This is a genomic window from Nocardioides kongjuensis (genome assembly GCF_013409625.1).
Taxonomy (GTDB): Bacteria; Actinomycetota; Actinomycetes; order Propionibacteriales; family Nocardioidaceae; genus Nocardioides; species Nocardioides kongjuensis.
Genome location: NZ_JACCBF010000001.1, coordinates 852,623 through 867,935 on the forward strand (window position 1 = coordinate 852,623; position 15,313 = coordinate 867,935).

The following is a 15,313-nucleotide window of genomic DNA, read 5'->3' on the forward strand; positions in this document are numbered from 1 at the left end:
GCCCTGCCCGATTTTGGGGGCGACGTTGACAGCGCCGGGTGACCCGGGTCATATTTGCGCCGAAGCGCAAAGAAAGGATCTCGCGTGCGCACTCACCAGGACTGGATCGCCGAGGCCGCCAAGGTCGTCCTCCCGACCCGCCCGTTCGTCGGTGGCGGCTTCGTCGACGCCGGCACGGCCACCTTCGAGAACCGCAACCCCGCGACAGGTGCCCTGCTCGCCGAGGTCGCCGACGCGGGCGCCGAGGGCGTCGACCGCGCCGTGCGCGCGGCGCGGGCCGCCTTCGACTCCGGGGTCTGGAGCCGCGCGGGCGTGGCCTTCCGGCGCGAGCGGATGCTCCACTTCGCCGACCTGCTGGCCGACCACGCCGCCGAGCTCGCCGTGCTCGACTCCCTCGACATGGGCAAGCGGGTCGTCGACGCCCACGAGCTCGACCTGCCGTTCTCGGTCAACCTGTTCCGCTACTACGCCGAGGCGATCGACAAGATCAACGACGAGGTCGCCCCGACCCCGCCGGGCACCCTCGGCCTGGTCCGGCGGGTCCCGCTGGGCGTCGTCGGCGCGGTGGTGCCGTGGAACTACCCGGTCGACATGCTGGCGTGGAAGGTCGCCCCGGCGATGGCCGCGGGCAACAGCGTGGTCCTCAAGCCCGCCGAGCAGTCGCCGTCCTCCGCGCTGCGGATCGCCGAGCTCGCCGCCGAGGCCGGCATCCCCGACGGCGTCCTGAACGTCGTTCCCGGCCTGGGCGAGACCACCGGCAGGGCGCTCGGCCTGCACCCGGACGTCGACGTGCTCGCGTTCACCGGCTCCACCGAGGTCGGCGCCTACTTCCTGCAGTACGCCGGCCAGTCCAACCTCAAGCAGGTCTGGCTCGAGTGCGGCGGCAAGAGCCCCCACGTGGTCTTCGCCGACGCCGAGGACCTCGCCGTCACCGCGAAGCAGACCGCCTTCGGCATCTGGTTCAACCAGGGCGCGGTCTGCTCGGCGCACTCTCGGGTGCTCGTCCAGCGCGAGGTGCACGAGGAGTTCGTCTCGCTCGTCGCGGCCGAGGCCGCGGCGTACGCCCCCGGCGACCCGCTCGACCCCGCCGCCGGGATGGGAGCGATCGTCTCGCCCGAGCAGACCGACCGGATCATGCAGTTCGTCGACGAGGCCCGGACCTCCGGTGCCCGCCTGGTCACGGGTGGCGACCGGCTCACCCGCGACGGCAGCGACTGCTACGTGCAGCCGACCGTGTTCGACGGCGTCGACCCGGCCTCCACCCTCGCCCGCGAGGAGGTCTTCGGGCCGGTGCTCGCGATCACGCCCTTCGACACCGAGGACGAGGCGGTCACCCTCGCCAACGACACGGCGTACGGCCTCGCCGCCTCCGTCGCCACCAGCAACCTCGGCCGCGCCCACCGGTTGGCCGAGCGGATCCACGCAGGGACGGTCACCGTCAACGGCGTGGACGCCTTCAGCGCCTGGACCCCGTTCGGGGGGTTCAAGGGCTCCGGGTTCGGCCGCGACCTCTCGCTGCACGCCCTCGACAAGTACGTCGGTCTGAAGACCGTCTGGATCAACCACTGAATCCTGGAGCACCCATGTCAGACACCGTCCGCCCCACGGAGCTCGCCGCCGAGCAGCAGGCGCTGCTGCACCGCACGCTCGGCCGCTTCGACATCATCTTCCTGCTCATCGCCGCCGTCGTCGGCCTCGAGACGCTCGGCCAGGTCTCGACGTACGGCGCCGAGGCGTTCACCTGGGCGCTCGTGCTCGCCGTGTTCTTCCTCGTGCCCTACGGCCTGATCTTCGCCGAGACCGGTGCTGCCTTCAGCGAGGAGGGCGGCGCGTACACCTGGGTCCGCGACGCCTTCGGCCGCCCGGCGGCAGCGGTCGCCTCGCTGCTCAACTGGGTCACCCAGCCGGTGTGGGTGGGCGGCTCGATGTCGTTCCTGGCGGCCGAGACGGTCAGCACCTACATCACCCCGCTGCCGTCGGGCTCCTTCGCCGACTACGTCTTCAAGTTCGTCTTCATCTGGATCACCGTGCTCGCGGCCGTCGTCAGCCTGCAGAAGGGCAAGTGGCTGCCGACCAGCGGTGCGGTGCTCAAGATCGCCGTGCTGGTGCTGTTCGTGGTGACCACGGCGATCTACGCCGTCCAGCACGGCGTCGAGGGCCTCGGCGCCGGCGACTTCAGCCCGACCCTGCTCGGCCTCTTCGGCTCGGTCCCGATCCTGCTGTTCGCCTACCTCGGCTTCGAGTCGGGCAACAGCGCCGCCGGCGAGATGGAGAACCCGGGCCGCGACGTGCCCGTCTCGATCGCCCGCTCCTGCGCGACCGCCGCGTTCTGCTACCTGGTGCCGATCCTCGCGATCCTGCTGGTGGTGCCGAAGGACGAGATCACCGGCATCGGCGGCTTCCTGGACGCGGTCAAGACCGTGTTCTCGGTGTACGGCGACGCGTCCGGCCCGATGCTCAAGATCACCGCGATCGTGGTGGTCTACGTGCTGATGAGCCAGGGCTCGGCGTGGATGATCATCTCCGACCGGATGCAGGCGATGACCGCTGCCGACGGCTCCTTCTTCGGCGGCTACTTCGGTCGCTTCCACCCCGGCCTGGGCACCCCGGTGCGCGTCAACATGCTCTCGGGCGTGACGGCGACCGTGTTCATGTTCGCCGCGATGGTCGTCTCCGGCACCGGTGGCGCGATCTTCGGCGTGGTGCTGACGATCTCGATCTCCACCTTCCTGCTCGCCTACCTCTTCGTCATCCCCGCCGCGATCAAGCTGCGCCGGATGTACCCGGACGTCGAGCGCCCCTTCCGGGTACCCGTCTCCGACCGCGGCTTCGCGCTGCTCGGCTGGCTGGCCTTCGCCTGGATCGTGCTCGGCTCCTGGGTCGCCGTCTTCCCCGGCACCCTCGAGCGCGTCTTCGGCCTCGACTACCCGTTCAAGGACTACTGGGGGGTCTCCCAGGCGACCTTCGAGGCCTTCACCCTCGGCACCCTCGCCGTGATCGGCGCCCTCGGCGCGATCGGCTACGTGTTCGGCCGCTCCGTGCGCGCCGGCAGTGCCGCTGACAACCCCGACACCCCCGACAACCAGATCAAGGAAACCGTCCGATGACCTCGGCGTACGACATCCTCTTCGAGCCCGTGCAGATCGGGCCGGTCACCACCAAGAACCGCTTCTACCAGGTGCCGCACTGCAACGGCATGGGCTACCGCGACCCGAGCGCGCAGGCCTCGATGCGCAAGATCAAGGCCGAGGGCGGCTGGTCGGTCGTGTGCACCGAGCAGGTCGAGATCCACGCGACCTCAGACATCGCGCCGTTCATCGAGCTGCGGATCTGGGACGACCAGGACCTGCCCGCGCTCAAGCGGATCGCGGACGCCATCCACGAGGGTGGCGGCCTGGCCGGCATCGAGCTGGCCCACAACGGCATGAACGCGCCGAACCAGCTCAGCCGCGAGACCCCGCTCGGGCCGCAGCACCTCCCGGTCGCGCCCGACACCATCGCGCCGGTCCAGGCCCGCGCGATGACCAAGCAGGACATCGACGACCTGCGGCGTTGGCACCGCAACGCCGTGCGCCGTTCGCTGGAGGCCGGCTACGACGTCGTCTACGTCTACGGCGCGCACGGCTACGGCGCCCCGCACCACTTCCTCTCCCGCCGCTACAACAACCGCACCGACGAGTACGGCGGTTCGCTGGAGAACCGGATGCGCCTGCTGAAGGAGCTCCTCGAGGACACGATCGAGGAGGTCGCCGGCCGCGCCGCCGTGGCCTGCCGGATCACGGTCGAGGAGGAGATCGACGGCGGCATCACCCGCGAGGACATCGAGGGCGTGCTGCGCGAGCTCGGCGAGCTGCCGGACCTGTGGGACTTCGCGATGGGCAGCTGGGAGGGCGACTCGGTCACCTCACGGTTCGCGCCGGAGGGTCGTCAGGAGGAGTTCGTCGCCGGGCTGAAGAAGCTCACCACGAAGCCCGTCGTCGGCGTGGGCCGGTTCACCTCACCCGACGCGATGGTGCGCCAGGTCAAGGCCGGAATCCTCGACCTGATCGGCGCCGCCCGGCCCTCGATCGCCGACCCGTTCTTGCCGAACAAGATCCGCGACGGCAGGCTGAACCTGATCCGCGAGTGCATCGGCTGCAACATCTGCGTGTCCGGTGACCTCACGATGTCGCCGATCCGCTGCACCCAGAACCCCAGCATGGGCGAGGAGTGGCGGCGCGGCTGGCACCCCGAGAGGATCCGCGCCAAGGAGAGCGACTCGCGCATCCTCGTCGTCGGCGCCGGCCCGTCCGGCCTCGAGGCGGCCCGTGCCCTCGGCGTCCGCGGCTACGACGTCGTGCTGGCCGAGGCCGGGCGCGACCTCGGCGGTCGTGTGTCCGCGGAGTCGAGGCTGCCGGGCCTCTCGGCCTGGGGCCGGGTCAAGGAGTACCGCGAGGCGGTCCTCGCCGAGCTCCCCAACGTCGAGATCTACCGCGAGAGCCCGATGACGGCTGCGGACATCGTCGAGTTCGGCTTCGAGCACGTCATCACCGCCACCGGCGCCACCTGGCGCACCGACGGCGTCGCGCGCTTCCACACCACCGCGCTGCCGATCGCCGAGGGCGCGCAGGTGCTCGGCCCGGACGACCTGTTCGCCGGCCGCCTGCCCGAGGGCAGGAAGGTCGTCGTCTACGACGACGACCACTACTACCTCGGCGGCGTCGTCGCGGAGCTGCTGGCGCAGCAGGGGTACGAGGTCTCCATCGTCACCCCGGCTCCGCAGGTCTCGTCGTGGACCAACAACACCTTCGAGATCAACCGGATCCAGCGCCGCATCATCGAGAACGGCATCACCCGGGTGCTCGACCACGCCGTCGTCGCGGTCGGCGCGGGCGGCGTGACCGTCCGCGAGACCTACACCGGCCTCGAGCGCGACCTCGACTGCGACGCCGTGGTCATGGTGACCGCCCGCCTGCCCAGGGAGGAGCTGTACCTCGACCTCGTCGCCCGCCGCGACGCCGGCGAGATCGCCTCCGTGCGTGGCATCGGCGATGCCTGGGCCCCGGGCACCATCGCCGCCGCCGTGTGGTCGGGACGCCGTGCTGCCGAGGAGTTCGACGCCGTGCTGCCGTCCAACGACGAGGTGCCGTTCCGCCGCGAGGTCACCCAGCTGGCCTGAGGTCGAGCTCGAGGATCCGGTGGTCCGAGACCTCCGGCTCCGCCCGGACCCGGAAGCCCGCCACGGCTTCCGGGTCCGAGACGAGCAGGTAGCTCGCGTGCCGCACCGGCTTGGGGTACGCCGACGTGCGGGTGTCGGCCGTGCCGACCAGGTCGTGCAACCCGATCCCGCGCAGGACCGCGAACGTCGCGCTGTCCGGCAGCAGGTTGAGGTCGCCCGCCAGGACCACGAGGTCGCCCGGCCGTCGGATCGCCTCGACGAAGGCGGCGAGCCGGTCCGCCTGCTCCTCGCGGGCCGGGGTGTCGCCCTTGCCGGCGGGGTCGCGCAGGCCGTGCAGCTGCACCACGCACACGGTGCGCCCGGCGGCGCGATCGACGACACGCACCGCCTGGGCCGCACGGGGCCGGTCGGTGATGGTCCACTCGTCGTGGTCGACGAAGCAGCCGTGCACGAACGCGCTCGCCGTGCCGACGATCGGCAGCGTCTCGCTGACGTAGGTGCCGAGGCCGAAGTCCTGCTGGTGCCGGCGTCCTGCGTCGTCGGTGACCGGACCGGCGTCGCTGGCGACGAACAGGGCCTCGTGCGACGGCAGGAGACGTCGTACGTCGGCGTGCAGGTTCGCCCGCTGGGGCAGCGAGCGCTCGCCGTCGGCGAAGGAGGTCCAGCCGGACAGGCCGGCGGTGCGGGTGACCTCCTGCAGGCACACGACGTCGGCACCGGCGGTGGGCAGCCAGGCCGCGAGGTCGTCGTGGCGGGCACCGCCCCAGGCGTTGACCGAGACGATGCGCATGCCCGGAGTCTGTCAGAGGACGTAGAGCTCCGGGCGCGTGTCGGTCCACAGCGCGGCGTTGTGCTGGTCCGCGTCCGCGATCCCGGCGGCGAGGTCGACCGTGCAGGTCACGACGGCCGGTCCATCGGCGTCGTGGCGCGGCGCCTCGCAGACGACGGTGCCGTCGGGGGCGATGACGCGGCTGCGGCCGAACATCGCCGCGTCGCCCTCGCCGCCGGGCTGGTTGACGGTGATCCACCACTGCCCGTTGGCCAGCGCGTGCGCCGGGTGGAGCCGGTCCCACCAGTGCTCGGCCCCGGCCTCGTAGGCGGCGGGCATCACGACGAGGCGGGCGCCGCGGTCACGCAGCGCGCGGGCGTAGGCCGCATGGTCGCCGTCGAAGCAGGTGGCCATGCCGACCCGGCCGAAGGGCACGGTGTCGAGGACGGTGGCCTCGGAGCCGGCGGCGAAGACCGCGTCCTCCGCGGTCGGCCGGTAGAGGTGGGCCTTGCGGTGGCGGGCAACGATCTCGCCGGCCGGGTCGTACACGACGGTGGTGTTGTACGTCGCCCCGTCGGCCAGCTCCGGGACCGACCCGGCGAACAGCCAGATCCCGTGCGAGCGCGCCGCCGCGGCGAGCGCGTCGCTGCGTGGCCCGGGCACCGGCTCGGCGGCCCCGGCGACGATCGCTGCGAGCCGCGGGGCGTCGTACCCACTGGCCCAGAGCTCCGGCAGGACCACCAGTTCCGCGCCCTGGCGGGCCGCCTCCGCGACCAGCGCCAGCGCGGTCGTGAGGTTGGTGTCGGGCTCGCCGGGGGCGGCGTGCCACTGCACCAGGCCGATGGTGACGCGATCCTGCATGGGAGGTGCTCCTTCGTGGGACGGGGAGGCCCATCCCATGCGGCGGTCCAGGTGATGTCAATGCGTGGGGTCATCGCTTTTGTTGATGCTGAGCAACGAAAACCGGTGTTGGTCGGCACCCTCGTCCGCGGCCTACGGTGAGCGGGATCACGGCCCAGAGGGGGACCCATGCACGACGACGCGATCGAGACCACCCTGACGGTGGAGAAGCGCACCATCGACCACATCCCGGTGACCGAGCGGCACGGCAAGGCCCGTGACCTGTTCACGATCTGGTTCGGGTCGAACATCATGCTGCTCACCGTCGCCACCGGTGTCGTCGCGACCGCCGTCTACGGCCTGCCGGTCTGGGCGGCGGTGATCGCGCTGGTCGTCGGCCACGCGCTCGGCGGGGTCGTCATGGCGCTGCACGCGGCCCAGGGCCCGCAGATGGGCGTGCCGCAGATGCTGCAGACCCGCGCGCAGTTCGGGTCCTACGGAAGCCTGCTGGTCGTCGTGCTCGTGATCTTCATGTATGTCGGCTTCTTCGCGTCCAACATGGTGCTCGGCGGACAGGCCGTCTCCAGCCTGTTCGGGCTCGACGAGACGTTCTCGATCATCCTGATCGGCCTGGTCAGCGTGGCCGGCGCGATCGTCGGCTACCGGATGATCCACGCCCTGACCGGCCTGATGAGCCTGGTCTCCGGGCTGGTCATGGTGCTCGCCTTCGTCTGGGTCCTCGCGGTCAACGACCTGCCGACCGGCACCTTCCACTCCGACGGCGCCACCCTGGCCGGGTTCATGGGCACGATCTCGCTCGCGGCCCTGTGGCAGATCGCCTACGCGCCGTACGTCTCCGACTACACCCGCTACATGCCTCGCGACACCGGCGTGCGCCCGGCGTTCTGGGCGACGTACGCCGGCGCGGTGCTCGGCTCGCTGTTCCCGATGATCCTCGGTGCCGTCGTCGGCGCCGCCCTGCCCGAGTCGGACACGGTCTCCGGGCTGCAGGAGCTCACCCACGGCGTCGGCGGGCTCGTGATCGCCGTCTTCGGCATCGGCATCGCCTGCACCAACGCGATGAACCTCTACTGCGGCGCACTCTCCACGATCACCGTCGGCCAGACGATCTTCCCGAGGTGGGTGCCCGGCGCCGCCGCGCGCGGCGTCGTCTCGGCGCTGCTCTTCGTCGCCGCCGTCGTGATGGCGCTCGCCGGCAAGGACGACTTCCTCGTCAACTTCACCAACTTCATGCTCCTGCTGCTGTGCGTGCTGGTGCCGTGGACCGCGGTCAACCTGGTCGACTACTACCTGCTCAAGCACGGCGAGTACGACATCGACTCGCTCTTCGAGCGCGACGGCGGCCGCTACGGCCAGTTCAACCTGATCGCGGTCGGCTGCTACTTCCTCGGCATCGCGGTCCAGGTCCCGTTCCTGGTGACCACCAAGTACACCGGACCGATCGGCGAGAGGCTCCACTACGTCGACATCTCCTGGATCGTCGGGCTCGCGGTGATCTGCCCCCTCTACCTGTTCCTGATGCGGCGGTTCAGCCGGTTCTCCGGCCACCGCCCGGCGCTGGAGCCGGCCGCGCAGGGCGGCGTCGCGTGACGGAGACCGTCGCGACGTCGGACTACCTGGTCGTCGGCGGAGGCACGGCGGGCTCCCTGCTCGCCGCTCGGCTCAGCGAGGACCCCGCGGTCTCGGTGACCCTCGTCGAGTGGGGCCCCGACGACGAGCACGAGCCGCGGGCCCGCGACCTGCGCCGCTGGGCGGAGATGATCGAGGGGGAGTACGACCTCGACTACCGCAGCGTCGCGCAGGAGCGCGGCAACTCCGCGATCCGCCAGGCCCGGCTGCGGATCCTCGGCGGCTGCTCCGACGGCAACACGATGATCTCCTGGCGCACCCTCGCGGCCGACCTCGACGAGTGGGTCGAGCGCGGCGCTGCCGGCTGGGACGCCGCGACGGTGCAGCCCTACTTCGACCGCCTGCGGACGCCGATCCAGCCGGTCGCGCCCGAGGACCGCAACCCGATGGTCGCCGACATGGTGCACGCCGCGGTCGCCGCGCTCGACGTACCCCTGCAGGAGGCGTGGAACGACGGCCGCCTCGACGAGCGCGCCGAGGGCGCCGGCTTCTTCGAGGTCGGCTACACCCCGGACACCAACCTGCGCTCGTCGACCTCGGTGCACTACCTGCACCCCGCCCGGGCCGAACGCGCCAACCTCGACGTCGTGCTCGACGCCCGTGTGGAGCGGGTCGAGGTCGAGGACGGCCGCGCGACGGGCGTCCTGGCCCGGGTCGACGGCGAGCTGGTGCGGTACGCCGCGCGCCGCGAGGTCATCGTGTGCTGCGGCGCCATCGACTCGCCGAGGCTGCTGCAGCTCTCCGGCATCGGGCCGCGTTCGGTCCTCGACGAGGCCGGGGTGGACGTCGTCGTCGACCTGCCCGGCGTGGGGGAGAACCTGATGGACCACGCCGAGGGCCTGGTGGTCTGGGAGCTCGCCGAGCTGCCGCCGCCGACCTGCGCCAGCGGCTGGGACGCCGGCGCGCTGGTCAGCCTCACCGCACCGCACGACCGTCCCGACGTGCTGATGCACTTCCCGGTCGAGCCGTGGGCCGTCCATGCCGAGGCGTACGGCGCCCAGCTGCCCGAGCGGATCGTCTCGATCGCCCCCAACGTCGCCCGCCCCGCCTCCCGCGGCCGTGTGTGGATCACCTGCGCCGACCCGGAGGCACCGCCGGCGATCGACTACCGCTACTTCACCGACCCCGAAGGTCGCGACGAGGCCGTGCTCGTGGCCGGCGTCCGCCTGGCCCGCAGGATCGGCGCGGCCGAGCCGTTCGCGTCCCGGCTGGTGCGGGAGGTCTTCCCCGGCCCGGACGTGCAGACCGACGAGGAGATCAGCGCGGTCGCCCGTGCGACCCACCAGACCGTCTACCACGTGTCCGGCACTTGCAAGATCGGCGCGGACGACGACCCGACCGCCGTCCTGCGGCCCGACCTCACGGTGCGAGGTCTCGACGGGCTGCGCGTCGTCGACGCCTCGGTCTTCCCGCAGCTCGTCGCGACCAACCCGGTCGTGACCGTGATGATGGTGGCCGAGCGCGCGGCCGACCTGATCGAGGAGGCCGCGCAGCGGGTCACGGCACCCGCAGGGCGATCGTGTAGCTGATCGCCTGGCCCGACGAGGCGGATCCGGTGGCGAGGTAGGTGCCGGTCGGCGCGACGGGCACGGCCGCACTCGTGTCGGCGACCGTCGCGGTGATGTGGCCGCCCCCGGTGCCGGTCGTCGTGCGGCGCCGGGTCAGCGAGGCCGGGACGGTGTGGCTCGTGTTGGTCGAGGACTTGTCGGCCCAGTAGACGACCACCCAGTCGCCGGTCCGCGTCGGCGTGACCGACGGTGCGACGTACTGCGTCGTGGTGCTGGTCTGGACGTTGACTGCGCTGACGTCGATCGGGGTGCCTGCGGGACCGCGGTAGGCGGCCACGGTGAGATCGCCCTTGGTGAGGGAGGAGGCGCTGACGGTGACGGTCGACCCCGCGTCGCCGGCGGTGGCGGTGCGCACCCAGACCCGGCTCAGTGCGGCGGGCAGGTCGGCGCTGCGCACCTGGGTCCAGCCGGCTGGAGCCGACGTGCTCGTCGGCGCCGTGTTCGCGGTGAAGTAGAGCAGGAGCGTGTCGCCGGGCCGCACCGTGGCGGGCACCAGGACGCTGTGGTTGGTGACGTTGGCGTTGCTGCTCGCCGAGGCGACGAAGGAGATCGCGGTCGTCTCGGGCGGCGGTGGCGGGGGAGTGCCGCCGTCGTAGAACGGGTCGGTCGCCATGGCCCTGAACCCGGCGGCAGAGGTCGTGCTGCTGTCGGGGTACCACGTGCAGCTGTCCGGGCCCTGGGCGTCGAAGGCGGAGACCCCGGCGAACTGCGCGTAGTCCGAACGCTTGAAGAGTGCCTGTGCCGCGGCGTACCAGTCGGCCTTGCGCGTGGGGTTGGCCGGGTCCTCGGTGCTGGCCCACTCGGTCAGCCACAGCTCCTTCGTCGGGTGCAGGGTGCCGAAGTCCCGGAAGGGACGGATGATCTGCTCGAGCGACATCCAGGGGGTGTTGATGCCGGTGCGGCAGGTGAACCAGTTGTAGGCGTCGATGCCCATCGCGTCCACGTAGGCATCGCCCGGATACCACTTCGGCCCGTAGTTCCGGGCGTCCGGGCCGACCATGAACGCGTAGTCGGTCATGATCCACATGAACTTCACGTTGGTCGCCCCGCGAGCCACGACGATGTCGTGGAACTTCCGCCACGCCGCGATGAACTGCGGTGCCTCTCCCATCGTGGAGCTGGCCTTGGACTCCGGCTCGTGGTTGAACGTGAAGTAGATCGGTACGCCGTAGTCACGCAGCCGGTCGGCCCAGGCCACCATGTCGTTGTGGAGCGCACTCCCGGGCTGCGCGTCGACGAGGCTCTGCCACAGGATCGTCTGGCCGTTCGTGCGGCGGGACTTGACCGACAGGATCAGGGTGCGTCCGCTGCCCTTGAGCCAGGTGTGGAACGAGTCGGGGAACGGGGTGTCCCAGCGCGGGAAGTCCCGGACCACGTCGTAGGTGCGACCGGCGGTCGCCTCGGCGCGCAGGAGGGCGGACTGGTAGCTCTCGCCGGCACGGGGCTGGCTGACGGCGCCGAACCTCATCCCGGTGGGTGATCCCGACGCGAGCTGCGGTGCTGCGGCGAGCGTCAACGCCGCTGCCAGCGCCACGGTCAGTCGCACGAGCCTGTTCGTCCTCACGCGGCGTCCCCCGTCTGCTCGTCGTCACCGGGAAGTGGAACACCGCGAGGCACGCGCTGTCGTCACCACGATTGGGGGATCCGCGGGTCGCGATCGGCGCTACTCCAGCAGCCCGGCGTGCAGCTCCTCGGCCAGCTCGGCCACGATCTCCAGCTGGTGGCGCAGGGTCCGCTCGGACGGCTGCTGGGCGACGAAGGTCTCCTCGAACGGGTCGACCACCTCGGTGCGGATGCCGGACAGGGTCTCCACGATGGCCAGGCCGCAGAAGGGGACCTCGGACTCGGCGTAGCCGCCCTCGTGGACGGCGACGACCCGGCCGTCGCACACCTCGTCGGCCAGCTCCATGACCATCGCGGTCATCTGCCGGAAGCTGTCGGCGTACAGCAGTTGGCGGGCAAGCGGGTCGACCATGTTGGCGTCGAGGCCGCTGGCGATGACGACCAGGTCCGGGGAGAAGGCGCGCAGTGCGGGCAGCACGATGTCGCGCATCGCGGCCAGGTAGGTCTCGTGGCCCGAGCCCGGGGGCAGCGGGACGTTGAGGTTGTGGCCCCGGCCCGCGCCCGTGCCGCGCTCCTCGGTGCCGCCGGAGTCCACGGGGAAGCAGTTCTCCTGGTGGATCGAGACGGTGAGCACGTCGTCGCGCTCGTAGTAGACGGCCTGGGTGCCGTTGCCGTGGTGCACGTCCCAGTCGAGGACGGCGACCTTGCCCAGGCCGTGCTCGGCCTTGGCCGCCTCGATCGCGATCGCGATGTTGGCGAGCAGGCAGAAGCCCATCCCCTCGTCGGGCAGGCAGTGGTGGCCCGGCGGGCGGGAGAGGGCGTACGCGTTGCGGTAGCGGCCGGTCACGACGTCGGCGACCGCCCGCTTGGCGAGGCCGGCCGACAGGGTGGCGATCTCGAAGCCGCCGTGGGAGAACAGGGCCTCGGGCCCGATCTCGCCGCCGCGGCCAGCGGAGAGCTCGCGGAAGTTGTCGACGTACGTCGCCGGGTGCACGCGCAGCAGGTCCTCGCGGGTGACCGGCTCGGCGCTGTGCACGGCGAGCTGCTCGGTGAGGCCGGAGACGTCCATCAGCGACTTGAACCGCCGCTTGGACTCGGGCGACTCGGGGTGGCCACCGCTCGCCAGCGGCTGCAGCCAGCCGCCGACCGGGAGGAACAGCACGGCCTCGCCGGTGCTGTGCCACAGGCACCGCTCGTCGTGGTAGAACGCGGTCCGCGGCTGCTCGCTCATGCGGTCGGTGCCTCGTAGGTCAGGTAGCTGCGCTGGGTCGCGATGTGCCCGGCGACGTGCTCCGCATCGTGCCAGACGCCCCAGATGAAGCTCGAGCCGCGGCGCGAGAGCCAGGGCAGGCCGACGAAGTAGATGCCGGGCTCGGAGGAGACGCCCCGGCGGTGCGACGGCCTGCCGGCCTCGTCGAGGGCGCCGGCGGGCAGCCACGCGTAGTCGGTGGCGAAGCCGGTCGCCCAGACGATCGAGGTGATCCCGGCATCGGCGAGGTCGAGCGCGAGCAGCGGGTCGGTCACGCTGGTCGGGTCGTCGCCGAGCACCCGGGCCTGCGGCTCCTCGGGCAGGTCCATGCCGTTGGCCTCGACCCAGGCGTCGGCCTGGTCGAGCAGCGCGAGCAGGTTGGCGTCGCCGGCGGCGATGTTGGCGGCGAGGTCCCCGCGGAAGGTGAGCACGCCGTCGTCGTACCGGTCCGTCATGCCCACCAGCGTGATGCCCTGCGCGGCGAGCGCGCGGAAGTCGACGGTGTGGCCACCACGGGCGCCGCTGACGGCGATCGTGACGTGCTCGGCGCCGGCCGTCGGCGTCTCGAGATCCCACAGGCCCAGGACGCCCAGCCACCAGCAGAAGTCGCGGCCGCGGTAGCTCCGCGGCGGGCGGTCGTGCGGGCCGACCGAGAGGTAGACCTGGCGACCCGAGCGCTGGAGCTCGTCGGCGATCTGCACCCCGGACGACCCGGCGCCGACCACGAGGACGTTGCCCTCGGGCAGCTGCTCCGGGTTGCGGTAGTCACTGGAGTGGATCTGCACCGCGCCGGGCCCCTCTGGGCCGTCGGGGACGATCGGCGGGAAGACCGGCTTCTGGAACGGGCCGGTGGCGGCGACGACGTAGCGGGCCTCGACGACGCCGTCGGAGGTCTCCACGCGGAAGCCGGGACGGCCCTGGTTGCGGGTCACCGAGGTGACCTCGACGCCGGTGCGGATCGGCGCGGCGATCTTCTCGGCGTACGCCTCGAAGTACGCGGCGACCTGGTCCTTGGTGGCGAAGCCGTCCGGGTCGACGTCCTGGAACTCCAGGCCGGGGAAGCGGTCGTGCCAGGCGGGACCGTTGGCGACCAGCGAGTCCCAGCGCATGGTGCGCCAGCGCTCGGCGATCCGCTCGCGCTCGAGGACGAGGTGCGGGATGCCGTTGTCGCTGAGGTGCTCGCTCATCGCGACGCCGGCCTGGCCGGCGCCGACGACGAGGACCTCGACCTGCTGGGGTTCCTGGTGGGACATGGGACGATCGTCGGGCGCGGGGATTGGTCCTGTCCAACAGATCTTATTGGTCCACTGCATTGCTTTCAGTGATGACCGGCGACGCCGGCACGGTGCATCTGTTCCATTGATGATGGAAGTCGGAAAGATCTGTTGGACACATGGCCTGCGGTCCAGTGGACTGGAGCGCATGAGCAGCATCGTCGTCGGCGGCCACACCCGCATCCGTCCGTTCAACACCAGCGTCACCTACCCGGAGCAGAACCTCGACAACGACCTGTGCCAGGCCGTCGTCGCGGGCAACACGGTCTACGTCCGCGGCCAGATCGGCCAGGACCTCGACACCAGCGAGTCCGTCGGCATCGGTGACGTCGAGGCGCAGACCGAGCAGGCGATGGCCAACATCAAGATGCTGCTCGAGGAGGCCGGTGCCCGCATGGAGCACCTGGTCAAGCTCACCATCTACATCGTCGACCCGCGCTACCGCGAGACCGTCTACCGGACCATCGGCCGCTGGACCAAGGGCGTGCACCCGATCTCGACCGGCATCGTCGTCTCCGCCCTCGCCCGTCCCGAGTGGCTCGTCGAGGTCGACGCGATCGCGGTGATCTCCCAGTGACCTTCTCCGTCCTCGCGACCGACGGCAAGGGCGCCGTCGGCATCGCCGTCACGTCCTCCAGCCCGGCCGTCGCGGCGCGCTGCATCCACCTGCGTCCCGGTGTCGGCGGCGCGTCCTCGCAGAACATCACCGACCCCCGCCTCGGCACCGAGCTCCTCGACGCGCTCCAGAGCGGACTCGACGCCCGCGCCGCGCTCGCCAGCGTCACCGACGGTCGTGAGCACATCCAGCACCGCCAGCTCACCGTCCTCGGGCTCGACGGCACCGGCGCCGCGTTCTCCGGCGAGGGCTCGCTCGGCGTGCACCACCAGGTCGTCGGCGACGGCGTCGTCGCGGCCGGCAACCTGCTCGCCGACACCGCCGTCGTCGACGCCGTCGCCGCGGGGTTCACCGCGGCCACCGGAGAGCTCGAGGAGCGCCTGCTCGCCGCGCTGGAGGCCGGCCTGGCCGCCGGCGGCGAGGCCGGACCGGTCCGCTCGGCCGGTCTGTCCGTCGTCCGCGACGTCGCGTGGCGGGTCAGCGACCTGCGCGTCGACTGGAGCGACGACCCGATCGGCCGGCTCCGCGAGCTGCTCGACGTCTGGCTGCCCCAGCGCGACGACTACGTCACCCGGGGGCTCGACCCCACCGTCGCGCCGTCGTACGGCGTCCCCGGGGACGAGTGA

At 71.5% G+C, this 15,313-nt stretch carries 12 protein-coding genes; 7 read left to right on the plus strand and 5 right to left on the minus strand.

Translation table 11 applies throughout. The features are described from left to right. Positions 1–84 precede the first annotated feature (84 nt). The 3 genes from BJ958_RS04020 to BJ958_RS04030 are packed head-to-tail and all read left to right on the plus strand — an operon-like array spanning position 85 to position 5,158. Positions 85–1,569, plus strand: coding sequence for an aldehyde dehydrogenase family protein (locus BJ958_RS04020; protein WP_179725649.1), 1,485 nt, complete (start codon positions 85–87; stop codon positions 1,567–1,569). 14 nt (positions 1,570–1,583) lie between these two features. Beyond that, positions 1,584–3,107: an APC family permease gene (locus BJ958_RS04025; RefSeq protein WP_179725650.1), complete on the plus strand. Its 1,524-nt coding sequence runs from the start codon at positions 1,584–1,586 to the stop codon at positions 3,105–3,107. Continuing rightward, positions 3,104–5,158, plus strand: coding sequence for an oxidoreductase (locus tag BJ958_RS04030; protein ID WP_179725651.1), 2,055 nt, complete (start codon positions 3,104–3,106; stop codon positions 5,156–5,158). The genes BJ958_RS04025 and BJ958_RS04030 overlap by 4 nt, the downstream gene beginning before the upstream one ends. On the opposite strand, the gene BJ958_RS04035 is transcribed toward BJ958_RS04030, so the two are convergent. Both BJ958_RS04035 and BJ958_RS04040 read right to left on the minus strand, forming a co-directional pair. Next, positions 5,142–5,948, minus strand: a complete 807-nt coding sequence (locus BJ958_RS04035) for an endonuclease/exonuclease/phosphatase family protein (protein WP_179725652.1) — start codon at positions 5,946–5,948, stop codon at positions 5,142–5,144. The two genes, BJ958_RS04030 and BJ958_RS04035, sit on opposite strands and share 17 nt — an antisense overlap. Before the next feature lie 12 nt (positions 5,949–5,960). Next, positions 5,961–6,788 carry a carbon-nitrogen hydrolase family protein gene (locus BJ958_RS04040; protein ID WP_179725653.1) on the minus strand — a complete coding sequence of 276 codons (828 nt, stop codon included), beginning with the start codon at positions 6,786–6,788 and terminating at the stop codon, positions 5,961–5,963. A gap of 168 nt (positions 6,789–6,956) precedes the next feature. On the opposite strand from BJ958_RS04040, the gene BJ958_RS04045 reads away from it, so the two are divergent. Together BJ958_RS04045 and BJ958_RS04050 are read left to right on the plus strand one after the other, a co-directional pair. Beyond that, positions 6,957–8,378 carry a purine-cytosine permease family protein gene (locus BJ958_RS04045; RefSeq protein WP_179725654.1) on the plus strand — a complete coding sequence of 474 codons (1,422 nt, stop codon included), beginning with the start codon at positions 6,957–6,959 and terminating at the stop codon, positions 8,376–8,378. Continuing rightward, positions 8,375–9,946 carry an FAD-dependent oxidoreductase gene (locus BJ958_RS04050; RefSeq protein ID WP_179725655.1) on the plus strand — a complete coding sequence of 524 codons (1,572 nt, stop codon included), beginning with the start codon at positions 8,375–8,377 and terminating at the stop codon, positions 9,944–9,946. Before BJ958_RS04045 ends, BJ958_RS04050 begins: the two co-directional genes overlap by 4 nt. On the opposite strand, the gene BJ958_RS04055 is transcribed toward BJ958_RS04050, so the two are convergent. From BJ958_RS04055 to BJ958_RS04065, 3 genes are all read right to left on the minus strand, one after another. After that, entirely contained in the window at positions 9,915–11,531 is a 1,617-nt protein-coding gene (locus tag BJ958_RS04055; protein ID WP_179725656.1) for a glycosyl hydrolase, read from the minus strand. The two genes, BJ958_RS04050 and BJ958_RS04055, sit on opposite strands and share 32 nt — an antisense overlap. Positions 11,532–11,648: 117 nt before the next feature. Then, positions 11,649–12,779: a class II histone deacetylase gene (locus BJ958_RS04060; protein ID WP_179725657.1), complete on the minus strand. Its 1,131-nt coding sequence runs from the start codon at positions 12,777–12,779 to the stop codon at positions 11,649–11,651. Further along, the gene (locus BJ958_RS04065) at positions 12,776–14,050 is read right to left on the minus strand and encodes a flavin-containing monooxygenase (protein WP_179725658.1); all 1,275 of its coding nucleotides are present in this window, start codon (positions 14,048–14,050) and stop codon (positions 12,776–12,778) included. Before BJ958_RS04065 ends, BJ958_RS04060 begins: the two co-directional genes overlap by 4 nt. A gap of 169 nt (positions 14,051–14,219) precedes the next feature. Between BJ958_RS04065 and BJ958_RS04070 the strand changes: the two genes are divergently transcribed. Then, entirely contained in the window at positions 14,220–14,648 is a 429-nt protein-coding gene (locus BJ958_RS04070; protein WP_179725659.1) for a RidA family protein, read from the plus strand. After that, on the plus strand, positions 14,645–15,313 hold the full coding sequence (locus BJ958_RS04075; protein WP_179725660.1) for a DUF1028 domain-containing protein: 669 nt from the start codon (positions 14,645–14,647) through the stop codon (positions 15,311–15,313). Before BJ958_RS04070 ends, BJ958_RS04075 begins: the two co-directional genes overlap by 4 nt.